Origin of the sequence: Pseudomonas sp. PGPPP4, from assembly GCF_002256045.1 — a bacterium.
GTDB lineage: Bacteria > Pseudomonadota > Gammaproteobacteria > Pseudomonadales > Pseudomonadaceae > Chryseomonas > Chryseomonas oryzihabitans.
Genome location: NZ_NKID01000001.1, coordinates 19,967 through 40,386, shown reverse-complemented (window position 1 = coordinate 40,386; position 20,420 = coordinate 19,967). Strand labels below are relative to the sequence as shown.

Below are 20,420 nucleotides of genomic sequence, written 5' to 3'. Positions count from 1 at the left end.
CTCCGAGGCGCTAGTCTTCCAGCAGCCGGTACTTTTCGCGCAGCCGGTTGCGCAGGAACACGGCGGACAGGTTCAGCCCGGCGATCACCAGCACCAGCAGCAGCGCGGTGGCATAGACCAGCGGGCGGGCGGCTTCCACGTTGGGGCTCTGGAAGCCGACGTCGTAAATGTGGAAGCCCAGGTGCATGATCTTCTGATCCAGGTGCAGATAGGGATAGTTGCCGTCCAGCGGCAGCGAGGGCGCCAGCTTGACCACCCCCACCAGCATCAGCGGCGCCACCTCGCCAGCGGCGCGGGCCACGGCCAGGATCAGCCCGGTCATCATCGCCGGGCTGGCCAGCGGCAGCACCACCTTCCACAGGGTCTCGGCCTGGGTCGCGCCCAGCGCCAGGGAACCCTCGCGGATGCTCCGCGGGATGCGCGCCAGGCCTTCTTCGGTGGCGACGATCACCACCGGCACGGCGAGGATCGCCAGGGTCAGCGAAGCCCACAGCAGCCCCGGGGTGCCAAAGGTCGGCGTGGGCAGACTGGCCTGGAAGAACAGCTGATCTAGCGAGCCGCCCAGCACATAGACGAAGAAGCCCAGGCCGAAGACGCCATAGACGATGGCCGGCACCCCGGCGAGGTTGTTGACGGCGATGCGGATGGTGCGGGTCAGCGGCCCCTGGCGGGCGTATTCGCGCAGATAGATGGCGGCGATGACGCCGAAGGGGGTGACGATCACCGCCATCAGCAGGGTCATCATCACGGTGCCGAAGATGGCCGGGAAGACGCCGCCCTCGGTGTTGGCCTCGCGCGGATCGGCGCTGAGGAATTCCCACAGCTTGCTGCCATAGAAGCCGAGCTTGGCGCCCAGCCCCATGGCGTTGGGCTGGTAGGCGCGCACGATGCGCGACAGATTGAGTTCCAGGGTGCGGCCCTCGACGTCGCGCAGCACCACGCTGTCGCGGCGGCGCTCCTGGCGCAGGCTGGCCAGCTGGTCCTCCAGGTCGCCGTAACGGGCTTCGAGCTCGGCGCGGCGGGCGGCGAGATCGGCCTGGGCGGTGGCGTCGAGACCACCGTCCAGCTCCAGGCTGCGGCCCTCCAGGCGCAGGCGTTCCAGGGCGTAGTTGACGCTGCCGATGTCTTGCTTTTCCAGGCGCTCCAGCTGGTCGCTCAGGTCGCGGGTGCGCAGCAGGCGGCGCTGCAATTCGGGCACGGCCGCGACGCCCTTGGCCACCTGGCGTCCCGCTTCGCGCACCTCCAGCGCATAGCCGTAGAAGTTGCCCCACTCGCGGCGCTCCAGCACCAGGGCGTCGGCCGGGGTCTGGCGATCTTTCAGCCAGTCGCCGACCAGCCAGACGAAGTCGCTGCCATAGAGGTCGCGATTGCCCAGCTTGAAGAGTTCGCGGGTCAGGGTTTCGCCGCTGTCGGCCGGCAGGGTCACCCCGGCACTGCGCAGCCGCTCGGCCGGTAGCGTCTCCTGGTCCACCACCTGACCGAGTACCAGGCGCGCTTCCAGGCCCGGCGGCGTGTAGCGCGCCTGCACCACCTCGGCCGGCCAGAAGTGCGCCAGGCCGCGCACGGCGAGGATGCCGATCAGCCCCAGGGTCATGAGCACGGCGATGGCCACGGCGCCGGCGCTGAGCCAGACCCCGGGGGCGCCGCCGCGCAGCCAGCCGCCCAGGGAGCGCCGCGGCCGGGCGCCCTGCCGCGGCGGCGCGCCAGCGCTAGAGGGCCGCATATTTTTTCCTCAGCCGCTGGCGGATCAGTTCGGCCAGGGTGTTCATCAGGAAGGTGAAGCTGAGCAGCACCAGTGCGGCCAGGAACAGCAGCCGGTAATGGGTGCCGCCCACCTCGGATTCGGGCATCTCCACGGCGATGTTGGCCGCCAGGGTGCGCATGCCCTCGAACAGGTTGGCATCCATGATCGGGGTGTTGCCGGTGGCCATGAGCACGATCATGGTCTCGCCCACGGCGCGGCCCAGGCCGATCATCAGCGCCGAGAAGATCCCCGGGCTGGCGGTGAGCAGCACCACCCGCACCAGGGTCTGCCAGGGGGTGGCGCCCAGCGCCAGGGAACCCAGGGTCAGGCTGCGCGGCACGCTGTAGATGGCGTCTTCGGCGATGGAGAAGATGTTGGGGATGACCGCGAAGCCCATGGCCAGGCCGATGATCAGGGCGTTGCGCTGGTCGTAGGCGATGCCCAGGGTCTGGCTCAGCCAGAGGCGCAGGTCGCCGGCGAACAGCAGGCCCTCCAGCCAGGGACTGAGCCACAGCGCCAGGGCGGTGGTCAGCAGCACCACCGGCAACAGCAGCAGGCTTTCCCAGCCTTCCGGGAGGCGCTCGCGCAACGTCAGCGGCAGGCGCGACCAGCCAAAGCCCGCGGCTAGGATGGCCAATGGCAGGAGCAGCAGCAGGCTGAACAGTCCCGGCAGGTGATTTTCCACGAAGGGCGCGAGAAACAGCCCGGCGAAGAAGCCGAGGATCACCGTGGGCAGGGCCTCCATCAGCTCGATGACCGGCTTGACCGTGCGCCTCATGCGCGGCGCCATGAAATAGGCGGTATAGACCGCCGCGGCGATGGCCAGGGGTGCGGCGAACAGCATGGCGTAGAAGGCCGCCTTGAGGGTGCCGAAGGTCAGCGGTGCCAGGCTCAGCTTGGGTTCGAAGTCCGCGGTGGCGGCGCTGGACTGCCAGACCCGCGCCGGCGCCTCGTAATTCTCGTACCAGACCTTGCCCCAGAGCGCCGACCAGGATACCTCGGGGTGCGGATTGTCCAGGCGGAAGCCGAGCAGCCGGCCGTTTTCTTCCAGCAGCAGCCGATCGGCGCGCGGCGACAGCGCCAGCACCCCGGCGGCGGGGGCGATCTGTTCGCGCAACAGGGTACGTCCGGCGGTGCTGTGGAAGACCCCCAGTTCGCCCGTGGAGTCCAGCGCCACGAAGCCCTTGCGCCGCTGCTCCGGCACCAGCTGGACGATGGGCGCGGTGCCCAGCTGGAAGCTGCGGATAGGCCTTAGCACCGGCTCGCCGTCCTGACCGCGAACCATGAACCACTGGCCGATGCCGCCCTTGGCGGTCCCCACCAGCAGGGACACACCGCCCAGCAGCTGGGCGCTGGCGGTGACCTCGTCGTCGGCCGCGTCGAGCAGCTTGTAGTGGCCGTTGAGGCTGCCGTCGCGGAGGTCGAAGACATCCGCCTGGGCGCGGCCGTTGAGGGCATAGAGCCAGTGCCCGCGAGGGTCGAGGTAGAGCGCCTTGGCCGCGGCGTTGAGCGGTCCGAGGGTGATCGAGGTACGCACGGGAGCGGCCGCGCCACCGGTCACCGGCGCCGCCAGCCCGGTCAGGCGCAGGGCGATCACCCGGTTGCCCTGGGCACCGGCCAGCACCAGCAGGTCCTCGTCACCGGCGATGGCGACCCGCTCCAGGGCGCTACGGGAGGCGCCCAGGTCCAGCGGCTCGCGCCCGTAGGGAAAGTCCAGTTCCGGGGTGATGACCCGGTTGCCCTGGGGATAGCGGGAGACATAGCGCTTGTGCGCCACCAGCACGCGACCATCGGACAGGCCCAGGGCGATCAGCCCGCGCGGGGCGTCCTGGGCCTGGCTGCTGATGGTGACGCCGGGCGGCAGCGGCAGGCGTTCGCGCATGACCGGCTGGCCGTCGGCGAGGGTGAAGAAGGTGGCCTCGCCGGCTCGGGAAAGATGCAGGCCGAGGCGATCCTGCTCGTCGATGCCGAGCAGCAACGGCGCCCCGGCGGCCGCCAGCCAGTCGGGCTGGGGCAGCGGCTGGGCCTCGAGACTGGCGCCGCGCAGCAGCGGCAGCACCACATAGGCCAGATAGAAGAAGATCAGGGTGATGGTGGCCAGCACGGCCAGCCCACCGGCCAGCACCGAGCCCCGTATCAGTCGGTCCTGCAGGGCCCGCCAGCGTCGCCGCCGGCGCAGTGCAGGCGTGTTGAAGTCCAGCCGAGCGGGGCCGCGAGGATCGGGCGGGGACGGGGGTACCGGGGATATCATGGCGCAGAGCCTAATCACGTCGTGTGACAGAAAGGTTACAGCGAATGGACGGCCAGAGGCGCTACGCCCGGGACGGGCGCAGGGTGCCGAGCGCCTAGTAGCCCAGGGTCTTCAGGGCCTGCTGCACCACCGCCGCCGGCAATGGGATGTAGCCGTCCTTGACCACGGCTTCCTGGCCGCTGCGCGAGAGGATCAGCCGCAGGAATTCCCCCTCCAGGGGATTGAGCGGACGATTGGGCGCCTTGTTCACATAGACGTAGAGATAGCGCGCCAGGGGATAGCGCCCGGAGAGGGTGTTCTCCTGGTTGTCCTCGACGAAATCGGTGGTGCCCGGGCGGGCCAGCGCCAGGGTGTGGACGCTGGCGGTCTGGTAGCCGATGCCGGAGTAGCCGATGCCGCCCAGGGACTGGCTGATGGCCTGGACCACCGAGGCCGAGCCCGGCTGCTCGTTGACGTTGGCGCGGAAGTCGCCACGGCACAGCGCCGCTTCCTTGAAGTAGCCGTAGGTGCCCGACACCGAATTGCGGCCGAATCTCTGGATCGGCCGCCTGGCCCAGTCGCCGGTCAGCCCCAGGTCGCCCCAGGTCTTGAGTTCGTGCGGACCGCCGCAGAGCCGGGTGCTGGAAAAGATCGCGTCGACCTGCTCCAGGGTCAGCTGGCGCAGCGGATTGTCCTTGTTGACGAAGATCGCCAGGGCATCGATGGCCACCGGCACCGCGGTGGGCGGATAGCCGAAGCGCTGTTCGAAGGCCTGCAGCTCGGCGTCCTTCATCTTGCGACTCATGGGACCGATGCCGGCGGTGCCCTCGGTCAGCGCCGGCGGCGCCGTGGACGAGCCGGCCGCCTGGATCTGGATATTGAGGTTGGGATACTCGCGCTTGTAGCTCTCGGCCCAGAGCGTCACCAGGTTGGCCAGGGTGTCGGAGCCCACGCTCGACAGATTGCCGGAGATCCCGCTCACCTTCTGGTAGACGGGGATGGCCGGGTCAACGCCCTCGGCCCGAGCGGTCGTGCCACCGAGCGCCAGGGCGAGCGCCACAGCGGTCAGCGGACCTTTGATGTCCATGCCGGATTCCTCGCGGGGATGGGAGACGGACCTGGGCCGGCGACGCTCAGGCGCAAGCCGGCACTCTAGGCGCGCATTGTGACGGATTTATGAGCAAGCGCCAGCCGCAGCGGCAGGTTCGACTAGGCTGCAAGAGGGCCTGCGCTGCACCACCCTGGCGCACGCCCGATCGCCGGCCCCGCCACGACCGCCCAGCCACGCGGCCCGCGCGGACCGGACCGTCATTTGCATAGCTAAGCATTCATCTCAGTGCAGAGGAACGCACCATGGCCCAGGCTCTTCCGACGTCCTCCTCCCGCGCCGACGTGGCCCCCGCCAGCACGGTCGCCACGCCCTCGCGGGCCAAGCTGATCGCCGCGGCCAGTCTCGGCAACGGCCTGGAGATGTTCGACTTCACCGTGTTCAGCTTTTTCGCCGCCATCATCGGCCAGCTCTACTTCCCTTCGGATACGCCCTACGGCTCCCTGCTGATGGCGGTTGGCGTCTTTGGCGTCGGCTTCGTCATGCGCCCCCTGGGCAGCATGGTGCTGGGCGCCTATGCCGACCGCCACGGGCGCAAGCAGGCCATGCTGCTGACCATTTCGCTGATGGGCCTGGGCAGCGCCCTGATCGCCTTTACCCCGACCCATGCCCAGATCGGCATCGCCGCGCCGCTGATCCTGCTGCTGGGACGGCTGCTGCAGGGCTTTTCCGCCGGCGGCGAGATCGGCGCCGCCACCACCCTGCTGCTGGAATCGGCCAGCCCCGGCCGGCGCGGCTTCCATGTCAGCTGGCAGGTGATCAGCCAGGGCGGCAGCGCCCTGCTCGGCGCCGGTCTGGGCGCCCTGCTCACCCGCAGCCTGTCCGAGGCCGAGCTGCATGCCTGGGGCTGGCGCATCCCCTTCCTGGTCGGCCTGCTGATCATCCCGGTCGGCCTCTATATCCGCCGCCAGGTGGACGAGACCTGGAGCGGCGCCGGCACGGTCGAGGGCGGCCCGGTGCGCGCCTTCCTGCGCGAGCATCCGCGGCGCTTCGGCCTGGGCCTGTTGATCGTGATGTCGGCGACCCTGCTGACCTACCTGATGCAGTTCTACATGCCCACCTACATGACCCGCATCGTTGGCCTGCCGGCCACCAGCGCCTACCTGGCCGGGGTGGCCTCCAGCGCCGTGCAGATGGCCGCCGCCCTCGCCGCCGGGCTGCTGCTGGATCGCTTCGGTCGCTACAAGCCGGTGGCCCTGATCAGCCTGGCGGTGGCCCTGCTGGGCATCTATCCGGCCTTCGTCTGGCTGAACGATCCCACCACCCAGGGCCTGGCCTTTGCCGCCCGCTTCGTGGTGATCACCGCCATGAGCGTCAACATGACCGCCGGGCTCTTGCTGATCCTCGCCGGCCTGCCGCGCCCGGTGCGCGCCACGGGCCTGGCCATGACCTACGCCCTGGCGGTGACGCTGTTCGGCGGCACCGCCCAATTCATCGCCACCTGGCTGATCGGCGCCACCGGCAGCCCGCTCGCCCCGGCCTGGTACCTGATCGGCATGCTGCTGATAGGATGGCTGGCACTGCTGAGCTATCCCGAACGCCACCTGGATTGAGAGAGATCGCCATGAGCCTCGCCACCGCTGCGGATCAAGACGCCACCGCCCGTCATATCGCCGGCTACCTGCCGGACATGGTCGCCCTGCGCCGCGACATCCACCGCCATCCCGAACTGGGTTACCAGGAACAGCGTACCAGCGACCTGGTGGCCGCAGCCCTCGCCGGCTGGGGCTACGAGGTCCATCGCGGGCTGGGCGGCACCGGGGTGGTCGGTACCCTGCGCGCCGGCAGCGGCAGCAAGGTGCTGGGCATCCGCGCCGACATGGACGCCCTGCCGATCCTGGAGACCACCGGCCTCGACTACGCCAGCCAGCACCCGGGGCGCATGCACGCCTGCGGTCACGACGGCCACACCACCACCCTGCTCACCGCCGCCCGCTGCCTGGCCGAGACCCGCGCCTTCGACGGCACCCTGCACCTGATCTTCCAGCCGGCCGAGGAAGGCCTGGGCGGCGCCCTGAAGATGATGCAGGACGGCCTCTTCGAGCTGTTTCCCTGCGACCAAGTGTTCGGCCTGCACAACATGCCGGGCGTGCCCACCGGCAAGTTCTGCTTCGTCGACGGCGCCGCCATGGCCTCGTCCGACACCGCCCTGCTGCGCATCCGCGGCCAGGGTGGCCACGGCGCGGTGCCGGACAAGGCGGTCGATCCCATCGTCGCCAGCGCGGCCACGGTGATGGCGCTGCAGACCGTGGTCTCGCGCAACGTGGCGCCGCTGGATACGGCGGTGATCACCGTGGGCAGCATTCACGGCGGCGAGGCTTCCAACGTCATCCCCGATGCGGTGGAGATGAAGCTCACCATCCGCGCCTTCCAGGACAGCACCCGCGACCTGCTGGAGCAGCGCATCGGCGCCCTGGTGCGCGCCCAGGCGGAAAGCTTCGGCGCCACCGCCGAACTGGACTACCAGCGCGGCTATCCGGTGCTGGTCAACCACGACGGCCCCACCGCCTTCGCCCGCCAGGTGGCGATCGAGCACTTTGGCGCCGAGGCCCTGCATCCCTTCGCGCCCATCCCGGCCAGCGAGGACTTCGCCTACATGCTGCAGCAGGTGCCCGGTTGCTACCTGTTCGTCGGCAACGGCCCCAGCGCCAACCTGCACAACCCGGCCTACGACTTCAACGACGCCCTGCTGCCGGTGGGCGCGCGCTACTGGGTCAAGCTGACCGAATCCTTCCTCACCGCCTGAGGCCCCGCCCCGCCGGCCCCCTTACCCGGGGTGCCGGCGACGGATTCTTCACGCGCGAGCCGCTAGACTGCCCGGTCATCGTTCAGCCACAGAGAGATCGCCATGCGTCGTGTTCCGCGCCTGGGCTGGCGCCAGGGTCTGGCGCTGGGCGTCGCCGTGCTGGCCGCCGGCTTCGCCTATCCGGCCTGGCGGCATTTCCATCCGGTCAGTGCGGCCGAGGGCTGGCGCTATCGGGAAGTCGCCGCCGACATCCCCATGGTCAGCGCCCTGGCCCTGGACGCCGATGGCAGCCTGTTCGTGACCCAGGAATTTTCCAGTCGCCGCGGCAGCCTGCTGCGGCTGCTGCCCAATGGCGAGCGCCAGCCGGTGCTGGGCGAGTTGTCCAAGCCGGATGGCCTGGTGATGTTCCAGGGCGGTCTGGTGGTCAGCCAGGAAGGCGGACCGCTGCCGGTGTTTCTCCTGCGCGACGGCCAGCGCCAGGCCCTGTTCGACGGTAACGACGTCGAGGGCGTCGCCACCGATGGCCAGACCCTCTATGCCATCGAGGACCTGCCGCGCGGTCGCCTGCTCAGCTACGACCCGCTGCAGCGGCGCCTGGCGGTGCTGCGTGACGGCCTGGAAGAAGGCGAAGGGGTGGCGCGCTGCCCGGATGGCCGGCTGTTCTATACCGAAAAGGCCAAGGGCTGGGTCAAGCAGTGGCAGCCGGGAGGGACCGATACCCTGGTCGCCGCGGGTCTCGACGCGCCGGGCTTCGTGCAGTGCTCGGCCGATGGCCTGTGGATCACCGAAGACGCCACCCACGGCGCCCGGGTGCTGCTGGTCAAACCCGACGGCCGCCTGGTCACGGTGCTTTCGCACCTGCGCTCGGCGCAGACCCTGATCCCGCGCGGCGACGGTCATTACCTCGTCGCCGAGCAGGGCCGCAACCGCATCCTGGAGTTCTCGCGAGACGCCGGAGCCGCTCGCTAGGGCGAGCGGCTCCGGGGACTTCAGGGCAGGCGATACACCAGGCAGGGATTGCCGTTGAGGCGGCGACCCAGCACCGGGGTGAGGTCGGCCAGCGGGGTGCCCGCCAGCAATTCGCGGTCGTCGCGGGCGAGGATGACCCAGGCGCCGGACGGCAGGTGCGCCAGGTCCGCGACCTGCGGCCGGGCGATGAAGATCGGCTGCTCGTCGTGGTCCAGGTTCATCATGTAGCGGATCGCCCAGCTGTCCTGGCCGAGGCCGAAGAACACCAGGGGACCCGGCTGCTGCTGGCGCAGACCCTCCACCTGCTGGACGAAGCCGCGGGTGTCGTACTGCAGGTCCTGGGCCGGCTCCACCACCGTGACCAGCATCAGCCACTGGGCGGCCAGCGCCAGGGCGCTCAGCGTCAGCAGGCGGCGGTTGCCGTCCAGCCGGCGCCAGCTGACCAGGGCGGCGATCTGCAGCAGGACGAAGGCCGGCACCAGCAGCGCCAGGGAGACATCCGGCCAGTAGCCGTGGCGCTGCCAGAGGTGGCGACAGACCAGCATGGCCACCAGCGCCAGCCCGGGCAGCGCCAGCACCAGCGCGGTGTAGACCGGCGCGATGCGGCGGAACCCGCCCTCGGCGCGCAGGAGGCCATGGGCGGCGATGGCGGCCAGGAAGGGCACCATGGGCACCACATAGTAGGCGCGCTTGAAGTGCGGGATCGACAACCCGACCAGGATCAGCAGACCGCTGCCGGCCAGCCCCAGCAGCAGGCGGCGCTGGGCGGTGTGCGGCCAGGCCAGCAGGCGGCGGCGCTCGGCCGCCAGCACCAGCAGCGCTAGCGGCAGCACCGGCAGATAGCGATAGAGCCCCAGCTGCAGATAGAACCAGAACGGCTTGCCGCTCTCGTCCAGCCGGCCGGTGACCTGCATGTGCCAGACCTCGGCGGCGAAATCCGCGCCGCCCTCGTGGTGGGCGAGCTGGATCAGCGTCCACCAGCCGAGGGCGAGCAGCGCCAGACCGGCCAGGCCGTAGCCGAACAGGCGCTGCAGGGCGAGGGTGCGCCGGGCCGGTTCGCCCCAGGCCACCACCAGCCAATAGAGGCAGACCACGCCGCAGGGCTCGATGAGGCCCAGCGGACCACGGATGGCGAAGCCCAGGGCGAACAGTGGCAGCACCAGCAGGCGGCGCAGCGGGCGACCGTCACGGTCGGCGCTGTAGAGCAGGTAGAAGCAGAGCAGCACCACCAGGGCGACCAACTGGTCCAGGCAGACCGCGCGGGCCTTTTCCAGCCACTGCGGGGTCAGGGCCACCAGCAGCACCGTGAGCAGCGCCCAGGCGCGGCGGGTGTCGGCCAGCAGGCGATAGGTCAGCGCCAGCACCGCGGCCGAGGCCAGGGCGGTGGGCAGCACGTTGGCCAGGTGATTGGGCGCGCCGATCACCCGCGCGGCCAGCCAGCTCAGCCAGGTGGCGGTGCCAGGATAGTCCGGATAGGGCTGGCCGTAGGTGGTGGCGAAAAAGGACGGGCCATGGCGAAACATCTCGCCGAGAAAGACCGCCCAGCGGCCGTCGAAGCCCTGGGGCGCCTGGTTCCAGATGCCGAGGGTGAACATCAGGGTGGCGACCACCCCGAGCAGCAGGCTCTCGCGGCGCAGGCGACTGGCCGCCGGCAGCGCGGCCAGGGGCGCGCTGCGTGGGGTCAGGGGCATGGGCGAGACCATCAGGCGGCGTCCACGCGGCGGGTGACCTGGGGACCGCCCAGGGCGGCGCCACGGCCGATGGCGAAGTATTCGATGCCACGACGCTCCATGCGCTCGGGATCGAACAGGTTGCGCCCGTCGAAGATCAGCGGCTGGTTGAGCTGGCGGGCGATCAGATCGAAGTCCGGCGCCTTGAACTGCTGCCACTCGGTGCAGATGACCAGGGCATCGGCGCCGGCCAGGGCGGCCTCGGGGGTGCCCATCAGCGCCAGGCGCTCGTCGTGGCCATAGAGGCGCTGGGCCTCGGCCATGGCCACCGGATCGAAGGCGCGCACCTTGGCGCCGGCCGCCCAGAGGGCTTCCATCAGCACCCGGCTGGGGGCATCGCGCATGTCGTCGGTGTTGGGTTTGAAGGCCAGCCCCCAGAGGGCGAAAGTGCGGCCGCGCAGGTCACCGTCGAAGTAGGTGTTGATGCGCTCGAACAGCTTGGTCTTCTGGCGCACGTTGATGGCTTCCACGGCGCGCAGCAGGTCCAGCTCCACCTGGTTCTCCTCGCCGGTGCGGATCAGTGCCTGCAGGTCCTTGGGGAAGCAGGAGCCGCCGTAGCCGCAGCCCGGGTAAATGAAGTGGTGGCCGATGCGCGGATCGGCGCCGATGGCCTGGCGCACCGCCTCGATGTCGGCGCCGACGTGCTCGGCCAGTTCGGCGATCTGGTTGATGAAGCTGATCTTGACCGCCAGGAGGCTGTTGGCGGCGTACTTGGCCAGCTCGGCGCTGCGCAAGTCCATGCACTGGATGCGGTCATGGTTGCGGTTGAAGGGCGCATAGAGTTCGCGCATCACGTCGCGGGCCACTGGCGAGTCGGTGCCCACCACGATGCGATCGGGCTTCTTGCAGTCGGCGATGGCGGCGCCTTCCTTGAGGAATTCCGGGTTGGAGACCACCTCCACGTGCAGGGTGCGGCCCTCTTCGGCGAGCACCTCGTGGATCAGCGCGCGGACGCGGTCGCCGGTGCCCACCGGCACGGTGGACTTGTTCACCACCAAGAGCGGATCGCGGGACACCGGCTGGCCGATCAGCGGCTCGCGGCGCAGGCGGGCGATGGTCTCGGCCACGGCGAAGACGGCGGACAGATCGGCCGAGCCGTCGACAGCCGGCGGGGTGCCCACGGCGATGAACTGCACGGCACCATGGGCCACGGCCTCGGCGGCCTCGTGGGTGAACACCAGGCGGCCGGCGGCCAGGTTGCTGCGCACCAGCTCTTCCAGACCCGGCTCATAGAGGGTCACCTCGCCGCGCTTGAGCTTGTCGATCTTGGCGCGGTCGATGTCCATGCACACCACCTGGTGGCCGACTTCCGCCAGCACGGCGGCCTGCACCAGACCCACGTAGCCGATGCCGAAAACGCTGATGTTCATAGGGTATTCCTCAGGGTGGGAGCGGCGCTGGCGCGAGGCCCGCCGACGAGGGCGACACCGGCCACGACCAGCGCGACGCCCAGGGTTTTCCAGGGGGTGAAGGATTCGGCGGCACCTGGCAGCCAGGCCGCGCCGAGGTGGACGAAGACGTAGGAGAGGCCGAGCGCCGCATAGGCGCGACCCAGCGGCAGGCGCGCCAGGGCGGCCAGCCAGGCAAGCAGCGACAGGCCGTAGCAGAGAATGCCCAGGGCCAGCAGCAGCCCGGCCGCACTCAGCAGCGCCGCGGGCGCGCCGACCCAGCTGGCCATGGCCGGCAGCCGCACCAGGGCCGCGCGCAGGGCGAGTTGCGCCAGGGTGGTGAGCAGGATGCTCAGGCCGAGGGGCAGCAGGCCGTTCATAGCTGGCCGCCCAGCAGTGCGGCACCGGCGACGATGCACAGGCAGCCACACCAGGCGCGGGCGTCCACCACCTCGCCGAACACCAGGCGCGCCAGCAGGGTCACCGCCAGGGTGTTGAGCGACAGCAGGGGATAGGCGATGCCCACCGGCACCCGCTGCAGCACCGCGCACCAGACCAGTAGGGCCAGGCCCAGGCAGACCAGGGCGCCCCACAGCCAGGGCGAGCGCAGTCGCGCGGCCAGGGCGTTGCCGGCGGCCACCGCGCACTTCTGGCCCAGTTGGCCGGCGCTGGTGAGGCCGATCACCGCGGCGATCAGCAGGCCGTCGAGGGCGGTCATGGCGTCGGCCTCGGATAGACCAGCAGCACCAGGCGCTCGCTGGCGATGCTCTCGCCGGGCTCGGGCAGGCTGTCGAGCAGCTGGCGATCGCTGGGGCCGTCGACCCGCAGGAGGATGGCCACCGGGCCCTGGTCGCGATGGGCGGCGAGCCAGGCGGCCAGGTCGCGCTCTTCGATCAGCCGGCCGCTGGCCGGTTCGCGGGCGAAGCCGTACTTGAGTTCGCCCGGACCGCCCACCAGCACCACGTCGTCGCGGTGGGTGGCCCAGGCCAGGCTGGCGGCCACGCCGAGGTCGTTGCTGACCAGCAGGCCGGCATTCTTGAAGTGGCCGAGCTGGGCCTGGATGAAGGTGCTCGGCAGCTTGTTGTCGACCAGGCTGTTGGGCAGGGCGATGGACAGCAGCGGCAGCAGCACCCAGAGCGCCAGGGCCGGCGCCAGCAGGGTGCGCCGCGGCCAGACCAGCGCGGCTAGACCGGCCAGCAGCAGCGCCAGGGGCGCCAGCAGGGCCAGGGCGCGGGTCAGGCCTTCGCCGCTCTCATAGAGGCGACCACCATAGATCAGCAGGGCGGCAAGGCCGGCCAGGCCCAGCAGCAGATTGCACAGGCCGTTCAGCCGCAGGGCAGCGGTGGCGCCGCGCCGGCCCGCCTCCTGCAGGGTGCGCGCCAGCAGCGGCACCAAGGCGGCCAGGGTCGGCAGCAGGTAGGTCGGCAGCTTGCCGCGGCTGAGGCTGAAGAACAGCAGCTGGCCGACCACGGCGATGCCGAGGAAGGCGGTGCCGCGGTGACGGCGGTCCTGCCAGAGCTGGCCCAGGGTACGCGGCAGGAGGCCGGCCCAGGGCAGGATGGCCAGCAGCAGCACCGGGCCATAGAACCAGAACGGCCGCTCGTGCTGGGCATCCTGGCCGGCGAAGCGCTGGATGTGCTCGTGCCAGAAGAAGAAATTCCAAAAATCGGCATCGCGCTGGGCCACCAGCAGCGCCCAGGGGGCCACCACCAGGACCGCCACCAGCACCGCCAGGGGACCGCGGCAGAGCAACTCGCCCAGGCGCCGCTGCCAGAGGAAGAAGGGCACGGCCACCAGCACCGGCAGCACCAGGGCGAGAAAGCCCTTGGTCAGCAGGCCGCAGCCACAGGCCAGCCCCAGCAGCACCCATTGCACCAGGGCCGCGCCACGGGTCTCGGCGGCCTGGGCCTGCCAGAGCGCGAGCAGCGCCAGGGCCATCCAGAAGGCGAACTGGGCGTCGAGGGTCACGTAGGTGGCCAGCCCCGCCACGGCCACGCAGGAGAGATAGACCACCCCGGCGAGCAGCGCCAGCGGGCGGTCCTGCCAGATCAGCCGGGTCAGGCGCACCACCAGGGCGGCGGTGGCCAAACTGGCCAGCAGCGGCACCAGGCGCACGCTGAACAGCGAGTCCCCGAGCCAGGCCTGGGCGATGGCCTGGGTCCAGTAGCCGCCGATGGGCTTCTCGAAATAGGGCAGACCGAGGAAGTGCGGCACCACCCAGTCGCCACGCCGCCAGAGTTCCTGGGCGATCTGCGCATAGCGCGACTCGTCCGGAATCCACAGGCCGCGCCAGGCCAGCGGCAGGGCATAGGCCAGCAGAGCCAGCGGTAGCAGCATCCACAGGCGACGCCGACTCATGCCTGCACGCCCAGCCAGCCCTGGCGGCCGGCCAGGCTGCCACGCACCAGATTGCCGGCGGGCAACTGGCGCGGATCGGCCGGCAGGCGGTCGCCCAGGGTCAGGAACAGGATGCCCTCCTCCCGCGCGGCCTTGAGCAGGACGCGGAAGTCCTCGGCGAAGGCGATGCCTTCCACCTCGGCGTGCAGGGTGTAGACGTTGAGCGCCCCCGGACGAAAGCGCTTGAGCAGATAGCCGTTCCAGTCACCGGCGGCCAGCTCCGGGCCGACCACCTCGTCGAAGGTCGGCATGTCCACCGGCACCTGGGGGGTGCCGTGGCTGCCGTTGCCCAGCCGCGGGCGAAACAGCGCACTGCCGCGGCAATCGCTGTTGTAGCGGAGACCGAAGGCCTCCTTGGCCAGTACCACGCGCGGATCGGCGCGCCAGCCGGCAGCGGCGGAGCAGTCGACCCTGGCGCCGAGGATGTCTTCCAGGGCCTGCAGGCCACGGCCGAATTCCTGACCTAGACGCTCCAGGCTCCAGCTGCCGGTATGGGCCTGCCAGGCGTGGTGATCCCAAGCGTGCAAGCCGACCTCGTGGCCGCGGGCGCGGGTCTCGCGCATCAGGTGACCGAGGTCGCGACCGATGGGCCGACCCGGCCAGGCGGTGCCGGCCAGGAGGATGTCCCAGCCATAGAGGCTGGCAGCCTTGGACCTCAGCATCTTCCACAGGAAGGTGGGCTTCACCAGGCGCCAGAGGTGGCGCCCCATGTTGTCCGGCCCGACGCTGAAGAAGAAGGTGGCCTTGACCCCGGCTTCGTCCAGCAGGTCGAGCAGCCGCGGTACCCCTTCGCGGGTGCCGCGATAGGTGTCCACGTCGATGCGCAGGCTGGCCGGGATCAGGGTGTTCATCAGGCCTCCCGCTGCGCCAGGGCTTCGCGCAGGAAGAAGTCCAGCGTCTTGCCGACGGTGGCGGCCATGGCGGTGGTCGGCTGCCAGTCGATCAGGCGGCGGGCGTTTTCCACGCTGGGCTTGCGGTGGGCCACGTCCTGGTAGCCGTCACCGTAGAAGCTCTTGCTCTCCACCTCGCGGAAGCCGGCGAAGGGCGGGAATTCATGACGCAGCGGATGGGCCTCGAACTGGGCCAGCAGCTCTTCGGCCAGTTCGCGGATGCTCGCTTCGTTGTCGGGGTTGCCGATGTTGACGATCTGGCCGTCGCAGCGACCGCCCCTGTTCTCGATGATGCGGAACAGCGCCTCGATGCCGTCGTCGACGTCGGTGAAGCAGCGCTTCTGGGCGCCACCGTCGACCAGCTTGATCGGGGTGCCTTCCACCAGGTTGAGGATCAGCTGGGTGATGGCGCGGGAGCTGCCGATGCGCGCCGAGTCCAGGCGATCCAGGCGCGGGCCCATCCAGTTGAACGGACGGAACAGGGTGAATTTCAGACCCTTGGCGCCATAGGCCCAGATGACCCGGTCGAGCAGCTGCTTGGAGACCGAGTAGATCCAGCGCTGCTTGTTGATCGGGCCGACCACCAGGTTGGAGCGATCTTCGTCGAAGCGCTCGTCCTGGCACATGCCGTACACCTCGGAGGTGGACGGGAAGATCACGCGCTTGCCGTACTTCACGCAGTGGCGGACGATCTTGAGGTTTTCCTCGAAGTCCAGTTCGAACACGCGCAGCGGATTGCGGGTGTATTCGATGGGGGTGGCGATGGCCACCAGCGGCAGCACCACGTCGCACTTCTTGATGTGGTATTCCAGCCACTCGGTGTGGATGGAGATGTCGCCTTCCACATAGTGGAAATTCGGATTGGCCTTGAGCCGCTCGATGGCATCGGAGCCGATGTCCAGGCCATAGACCTCGTACTCGCCGTCGGCCAGCAGGCGCTCGGAGAGGTGGTTGCCGATGAAGCCGTTGACGCCCAGGATCAGCACCCGGGTGCGGCGCTTGGCGCGGCGATCCTGGCGATGCAGGCGGGCACCGGCCACCAGGCCGGCTTCGCGGGCCAGTTGCGGACCGGACAGATAGAGGCCGTTGTCGCCCAGCTGGCCGGCCTGGATCTCCAGGACACCCTCGCCACAGGCGATGCGCAGGGGCTCCAGGCTCAGCACGCTGCCGGGGGTCTGGTCATGGGCTTCCTGACGCGCCAGGGCGCTCCAGACGATCAGCTTGCGATCACCGATCCAGCCGAAGGCGCCCGGATAGGGTTGGGTCACGGCGCGCACCAGGTTGCCCAGTTCCACGGCCGGACGGCTCCACTCCAGCTCGCCATCGGCGGCGCTGCGGCGGCCAAAGGTGGTAGCCTGGCTTTCGTCCTGCTCGCGCTCGGTCAGCCGGCCTTCGGCCAGGGCCGGCAGGCTGTCGCGCAGGAGCGTCTGGCTGGCTTCGCGCAGCTTGGCGTGCAGGGTCAGGGCGGTGTCGTCGGCGGCGATGGCGACGCGCTGCTGGGCGACGATGGCGCCGGCGTCGGCGCGCTGGACCATGCGGTGCAGGGTCACGCCGGTCTCGGTCTCGCCGTTGACCAGCACCCAGTTGGCCGGGGCACGACCGCGATAGCGCGGCAGCAGCGAACCGTGCAGGTTGTAGGCACCGCGCTTGGCGCAGGCCAGGACGTCGCCCGACAGCAGGTTGCGGTAATAGAAGGAGAAGATGAAATCCGGCTCCAGGGCGCGGATGCGCTCGACCCAGATCGGGTGGTTGACGTCTTCCGGGGCGTGCACCGAGATGCCATGGCGGGCGCAGAGCTGGGCCACCGAACCGAAGAAGCGGTTCTCGCTCGGGTCATCCGGGTGGGTGAAGACGGCGGCGATGGGATAGCCGGCCTGGATCAGCGCGGCGAGGCCGGCGCAGCCGATGTCGTGGTAGGCGAAGACGATGGCGGTTTTCATCAGGGGCGTTCCTGTTACTGGACCTGGCGCAGCGGCGCCGGCGAAGGAGAAAGGGTGGCGGCGCGGATCACTTGTTCCACGTGGAACCGGGGCCGGGCACGGACGTCGTGGTACACCCGACCGAGGTACTCGCCGAGCAGACCGAGGCCGACGAACTGGGCGCCGGTGAAGATGAACAGCACGGCGAACAGCGAGAACACGCCATCGGCCGCCCACTCGGCGCCGTGGGTGACGCGCAGTACCAGCAGCAGCGCGGCGAAGAGGAAGCCGAAGACGGCCAGGCCACCGCCGAACAGGCTGAGCATGCGCAGCGGGGTGGTGGTCATGCAGGTCAGCAGGTCGAACATCAGGTTGATCAGCTTGAGGAAGCCGTACTTGGAATCCCCGTGCTCGCGCTCGGCGTGGGCCACCTCGATCTCGGTGGTGTGGCGGGCGAAGCTGTTGGCCAGGATCGGGATGAAGGTGCTGCGCTCGTGGCAGGCCAGCATCGACTGCACCACCTGGCGGCGATAGGCGCGCAGCATGCAGCCGTAGTCGCGCATGGCGACGCCGGTGGAGCGCTGCACGGCGCGGTTGATCAGCCGCGACGGCAGGGTGCGCAGGTAGGAATCCTGGCGCTGCTGGCGCACGGTGCCGACCACGTCGTAGCCCTGGGCGGCGGTGTGCACCAGGCGCGGGATCTCTTCCGGCGGATTCTGCAGGTCGGCGTCCAGGGTAATGATCAGATCGCCCCGGGCCTGCTCGAAGCCGGCGAGGATCGCCGAGTGCTGGCCGTAGTTGCGATTGAGCAGCACCGCCACCACCGGGCTGTCCGGCTCGCTGGCGGCCTGCTGCAGGAGTTCGGCGCTGCGGTCGCGACTGCCGTCGTCGACCAGGATGATCTCCACCTGGCAATCCAGCAGGCGGCAGGCGGCGCGGGTGCGGCGCAGGAGTTCCGGCAGGCTGGCTTCTTCGTTGTAGACGGGGATCACCACGGATACCCGGTCGATGGCATAGGGCTTCATGCGCCTTTCTCCAGCAGGTCTTCGATGGCGCCGACCACGCGGTCGACGTCGGCGAGGGTCATGTCGGGAAACAGCGGGATAGAGCACAGCCGTGCCGAATTCCATTCGCTGTTGGGCAGCGCCAGCTCGGGCCAGCGCTCGCGGTACCAGGGATGCAGGTGGGTGGCGGTGAAATGGATGCCGGTGCCGATGCCGCGCGCCTTGAGGCCGGCCATGAAGGCTTCGCGCTCCATCCCGCAACGCTCGGGGCAGATGCGCAGGATGTAGAGGTGCCAGGCGTGGGTCTGGGCGTAGTCGGGCAGTGCCAGGGGCGCGACCGGCAGCTGCGCCAGGCGCTGGGTGTAGGCCTGGGCCAGCAGCCGGCGGCGGCTGTTGATGTCGCCCAGGCGATCCAGCTGCACCAGGGCCAGGGCGGCGTGGATGTCCGAGAGGTTGTACTTGAAGCCGGGCTCCTGCACCTGGGCCTGGGGCTTGCGGCCCAGGGCGTGGCGGTCGAAGGCATCCACCGCCAGGCCGTGGAATTTCAGCCGGCGCACCCGCTCGGCCAGGGTGGCGTCGTCGGTCACCAGCATGCCGCCTTCGGCGCAGGTCAGATTCTTGATGGCGTGAAAGCTGAAGATGGCGGTGCCACGCTGGCCGATGGGCTCGCCCTGGTAGCGGGTGCCGGCGGCGTGGGCGGCGTCTTCGATCAGCGCCACGCCATGCTCGCGGGCCAGGGCGCGCAGCGGGGTCAGGTCGCAGCTGGCGCCGGCGTAGTGCACCGGCACGATGGCCTTGGTGCGCGGGGTGATGGCGGCGGCCACCTGCTCGGCGGAGACCATCAGGGTGTCGCGGTCGACGTCGACGAATACCGGGGTGGCGCCGATCAGGGTGATCATGTTGGCGGTGGAGACCCAGGTCAGCGAGGGGGTGATCACCTCGTCGCCCGGGCCGATGTCCAGCGCCAGCAGGGTCACGTGCATGGCGGCGGTGGCCGAGCACAGGGCCACGGCGTGGGCGGCGCCCACCGAATCGGCGAAGCGCTCTTCCAGCAGGTTGGCCTGGGGCCCGGTGGTGATCCAGCCCGAGGTCAGCACCTGGCTCACCGCGGCCACTTCCTCGGCGCCGATGCTGGGCCGGGAGAACGGCAGGAAGGGCTCGTCCAGCTGGCGCGGGGCGGTGCTCTGGGACAGATCGGTCATGGCGGCTCATCCGAAGCGAGGGGCGCCGGAACAGGACAGCCGACGCGATGAGCCCAGGCTAAGGCGTCTTGCCTTACGGCCCCCTTAGCGCAAGCTGACAACTGCCTGACAGCCGGTCAGCTCGCTGGTCACCCCCGTGAACCTCTTGGCAAAACAAGGGCTTAGCCCACGACGAATGGGGTGCCGGTGATCGGTGAGAGGCCTAGAATGCTGCCCCCTGCCCCCTGGCAGTCCCGAACCTGACACGAGAGACGACCGCGCCCATGCTGGACAACACCCTGAGCGAACTGGAAACCGCCATCCGCGACCTGCTGCAGCGCAACCAGCGCCTGACCGCCCGCACCCAGGAACTGGAGCAGGCTCTGCTGGCCGCGCGCGAGGAAAACGACACCCTGCAACTGAGTCTGCTGGAGCAGGAAGAGCACGGCGCCAGCACCCGCCAGCGCGTGGAAGGCCTGCTGGCCCTGCTCTCGGCGCAGTCCGTCGAGCAGGCCGTGGCCGCCGACGCCGAGCAGCGCCACGCGGCCAGCGTCGAGTGAAGACCGCCAAGACGGGCGCCGACGACGAGGTGGAGGTGCTCGGTCGCCGCTACCGCTTCAAGGTGGCCGAAGGCGACCGCGCGGCCCTGCAACAGGCCGCCGCCCGCCTGCGCGACGAACTGGTCGCTATCCAGGGCGACCGCCGCCGCGGTGACGCCACCGAGCTGCTGGTGCTGGCCGCCCTGCGCCTGAGCCTGGACACCGCCGCCGACGCCGGCGCCCTCAATGCCCTCGACACCCGCCTCCAGGCCCTGACCGCCGAGATCCGGGCGGCGCAGGAGGCGTAGGAAGCGGGTTGGGATGAGTAAGACGCGCCGCGCGAAGCCATCGACCTACGCAGTCACGGCACCCGCGTGGAAAACGCTTTGCGGTTTTCCACCCTACGCCAGCCCACCCCCCCGCGCCGCTCCGCCCCCCTCGCCCTCCGGGAGAGGGCTGGGGTGAGGGTGCGGATCCGCACGGAGCTACCGACCTGCGCAGGACTCCGTAGGGTGGATGACGGCGCAGCCTCATCCACGGAAGCACGGTACCCGCGTGGAAAACGCTTTGCGGTT

General features: G+C 69.9%; 17 protein-coding genes. 5 read left to right on the top strand and 12 right to left on the bottom strand.

Annotated features, from left to right (window positions below):
• Positions 1-10: 10 nt before the first annotated feature.
• The 3 genes from pstA to CFE50_RS00195 form a co-directional block, all read right to left on the bottom strand.
• The gene (gene pstA, locus CFE50_RS00205; protein ID WP_286729410.1) at positions 11-1,723 is read right to left on the bottom strand and encodes a phosphate ABC transporter permease PstA; all 1,713 of its coding nucleotides are present in this window, start codon (positions 1,721-1,723) and stop codon (positions 11-13) included.
• Positions 1,710-3,995 carry an ABC transporter permease subunit gene (locus CFE50_RS00200; RefSeq protein WP_286729407.1) on the bottom strand — a complete coding sequence of 762 codons (2,286 nt, stop codon included), beginning with the start codon at positions 3,993-3,995 and terminating at the stop codon, positions 1,710-1,712. Before CFE50_RS00200 ends, pstA begins: the two co-directional genes overlap by 14 nt.
• 94 nt (positions 3,996-4,089) lie before the next feature.
• On the bottom strand, positions 4,090-5,061 hold the full coding sequence (locus CFE50_RS00195; protein WP_286729404.1) for a PstS family phosphate ABC transporter substrate-binding protein: 972 nt from the start codon (positions 5,059-5,061) through the stop codon (positions 4,090-4,092).
• A gap of 266 nt (positions 5,062-5,327) precedes the next feature.
• Here CFE50_RS00195 and CFE50_RS00190 point away from each other — a divergent pair, with 266 nt between their 5' ends.
• The 3 genes from CFE50_RS00190 to CFE50_RS00180 all read left to right on the top strand — a co-directional run bounded on the left by CFE50_RS00190 (position 5,328) and on the right by CFE50_RS00180 (position 8,797).
• Positions 5,328-6,635 carry an MFS transporter gene (locus CFE50_RS00190; RefSeq protein WP_286729401.1) on the top strand — a complete coding sequence of 436 codons (1,308 nt, stop codon included), beginning with the start codon at positions 5,328-5,330 and terminating at the stop codon, positions 6,633-6,635.
• A gap of 11 nt (positions 6,636-6,646) precedes the next feature.
• Positions 6,647-7,828: a M20 aminoacylase family protein gene (locus CFE50_RS00185; protein ID WP_286729397.1), complete on the top strand. Its 1,182-nt coding sequence runs from the start codon at positions 6,647-6,649 to the stop codon at positions 7,826-7,828.
• A gap of 102 nt (positions 7,829-7,930) precedes the next feature.
• The gene (locus CFE50_RS00180) at positions 7,931-8,797 is read left to right on the top strand and encodes an SMP-30/gluconolactonase/LRE family protein (protein ID WP_286729394.1); all 867 of its coding nucleotides are present in this window, start codon (positions 7,931-7,933) and stop codon (positions 8,795-8,797) included.
• A gap of 20 nt (positions 8,798-8,817) precedes the next feature.
• Here the strand turns inward: CFE50_RS00180 and CFE50_RS00175 are convergent, their stop codons facing one another.
• Genes CFE50_RS00175 through arnB form a run of 9 tightly spaced genes read right to left on the bottom strand, consistent with a single transcriptional unit; the run spans position 8,818 to position 19,291 of the window.
• A complete protein-coding gene (locus CFE50_RS00175) occupies positions 8,818-10,500 on the bottom strand; it encodes a glycosyltransferase family 39 protein (protein ID WP_286729391.1) in 1,683 nt (560 codons plus the stop codon).
• Positions 10,500-11,897 carry a UDP-glucose dehydrogenase family protein gene (locus CFE50_RS00170; RefSeq protein WP_286729388.1) on the bottom strand — a complete coding sequence of 466 codons (1,398 nt, stop codon included), beginning with the start codon at positions 11,895-11,897 and terminating at the stop codon, positions 10,500-10,502. Before CFE50_RS00170 ends, CFE50_RS00175 begins: the two co-directional genes overlap by 1 nt.
• Entirely contained in the window at positions 11,894-12,295 is a 402-nt protein-coding gene (locus CFE50_RS00165) for a DMT family transporter (protein ID WP_241807521.1), read from the bottom strand. The genes CFE50_RS00170 and CFE50_RS00165 overlap by 4 nt, the downstream gene beginning before the upstream one ends.
• Positions 12,292-12,633 (bottom strand): EamA family transporter, encoded by a 342-nt coding sequence (locus tag CFE50_RS00160; RefSeq protein ID WP_286729384.1) that lies wholly within the window; start codon positions 12,631-12,633, stop codon positions 12,292-12,294. Before CFE50_RS00160 ends, CFE50_RS00165 begins: the two co-directional genes overlap by 4 nt.
• On the bottom strand, positions 12,630-14,273 hold the full coding sequence (gene arnT / locus CFE50_RS00155) for a lipid IV(A) 4-amino-4-deoxy-L-arabinosyltransferase (protein ID WP_286729382.1): 1,644 nt from the start codon (positions 14,271-14,273) through the stop codon (positions 12,630-12,632). Before arnT ends, CFE50_RS00160 begins: the two co-directional genes overlap by 4 nt.
• Positions 14,270-15,151: a 4-deoxy-4-formamido-L-arabinose-phosphoundecaprenol deformylase gene (gene arnD / locus CFE50_RS00150; RefSeq protein ID WP_286730839.1), complete on the bottom strand. Its 882-nt coding sequence runs from the start codon at positions 15,149-15,151 to the stop codon at positions 14,270-14,272. Before arnD ends, arnT begins: the two co-directional genes overlap by 4 nt.
• Before the next feature lie 11 nt (positions 15,152-15,162).
• Positions 15,163-17,142, bottom strand: a complete 1,980-nt coding sequence (arnA, locus tag CFE50_RS00145) for a bifunctional UDP-4-amino-4-deoxy-L-arabinose formyltransferase/UDP-glucuronic acid oxidase ArnA (RefSeq protein ID WP_502694655.1) — start codon at positions 17,140-17,142, stop codon at positions 15,163-15,165.
• A gap of 14 nt (positions 17,143-17,156) precedes the next feature.
• Positions 17,157-18,146: an undecaprenyl-phosphate 4-deoxy-4-formamido-L-arabinose transferase gene (gene arnC / locus CFE50_RS00140; protein WP_241807518.1), complete on the bottom strand. Its 990-nt coding sequence runs from the start codon at positions 18,144-18,146 to the stop codon at positions 17,157-17,159.
• Entirely contained in the window at positions 18,143-19,291 is a 1,149-nt protein-coding gene (gene arnB, locus CFE50_RS00135) for a UDP-4-amino-4-deoxy-L-arabinose aminotransferase (protein WP_286730835.1), read from the bottom strand. Before arnB ends, arnC begins: the two co-directional genes overlap by 4 nt.
• Positions 19,292-19,590: 299 nt before the next feature.
• Between arnB and CFE50_RS00130 the strand changes: the two genes are divergently transcribed.
• Both CFE50_RS00130 and zapA read left to right on the top strand, forming a co-directional pair.
• On the top strand, positions 19,591-19,866 hold the full coding sequence (locus tag CFE50_RS00130) for a hypothetical protein (RefSeq protein ID WP_007161495.1): 276 nt from the start codon (positions 19,591-19,593) through the stop codon (positions 19,864-19,866).
• Entirely contained in the window at positions 19,863-20,153 is a 291-nt protein-coding gene (gene zapA, locus CFE50_RS00125; RefSeq protein ID WP_286729371.1) for a cell division protein ZapA, read from the top strand. Before CFE50_RS00130 ends, zapA begins: the two co-directional genes overlap by 4 nt.
• The last annotated feature ends 267 nt before the right edge of the window (positions 20,154-20,420 follow it).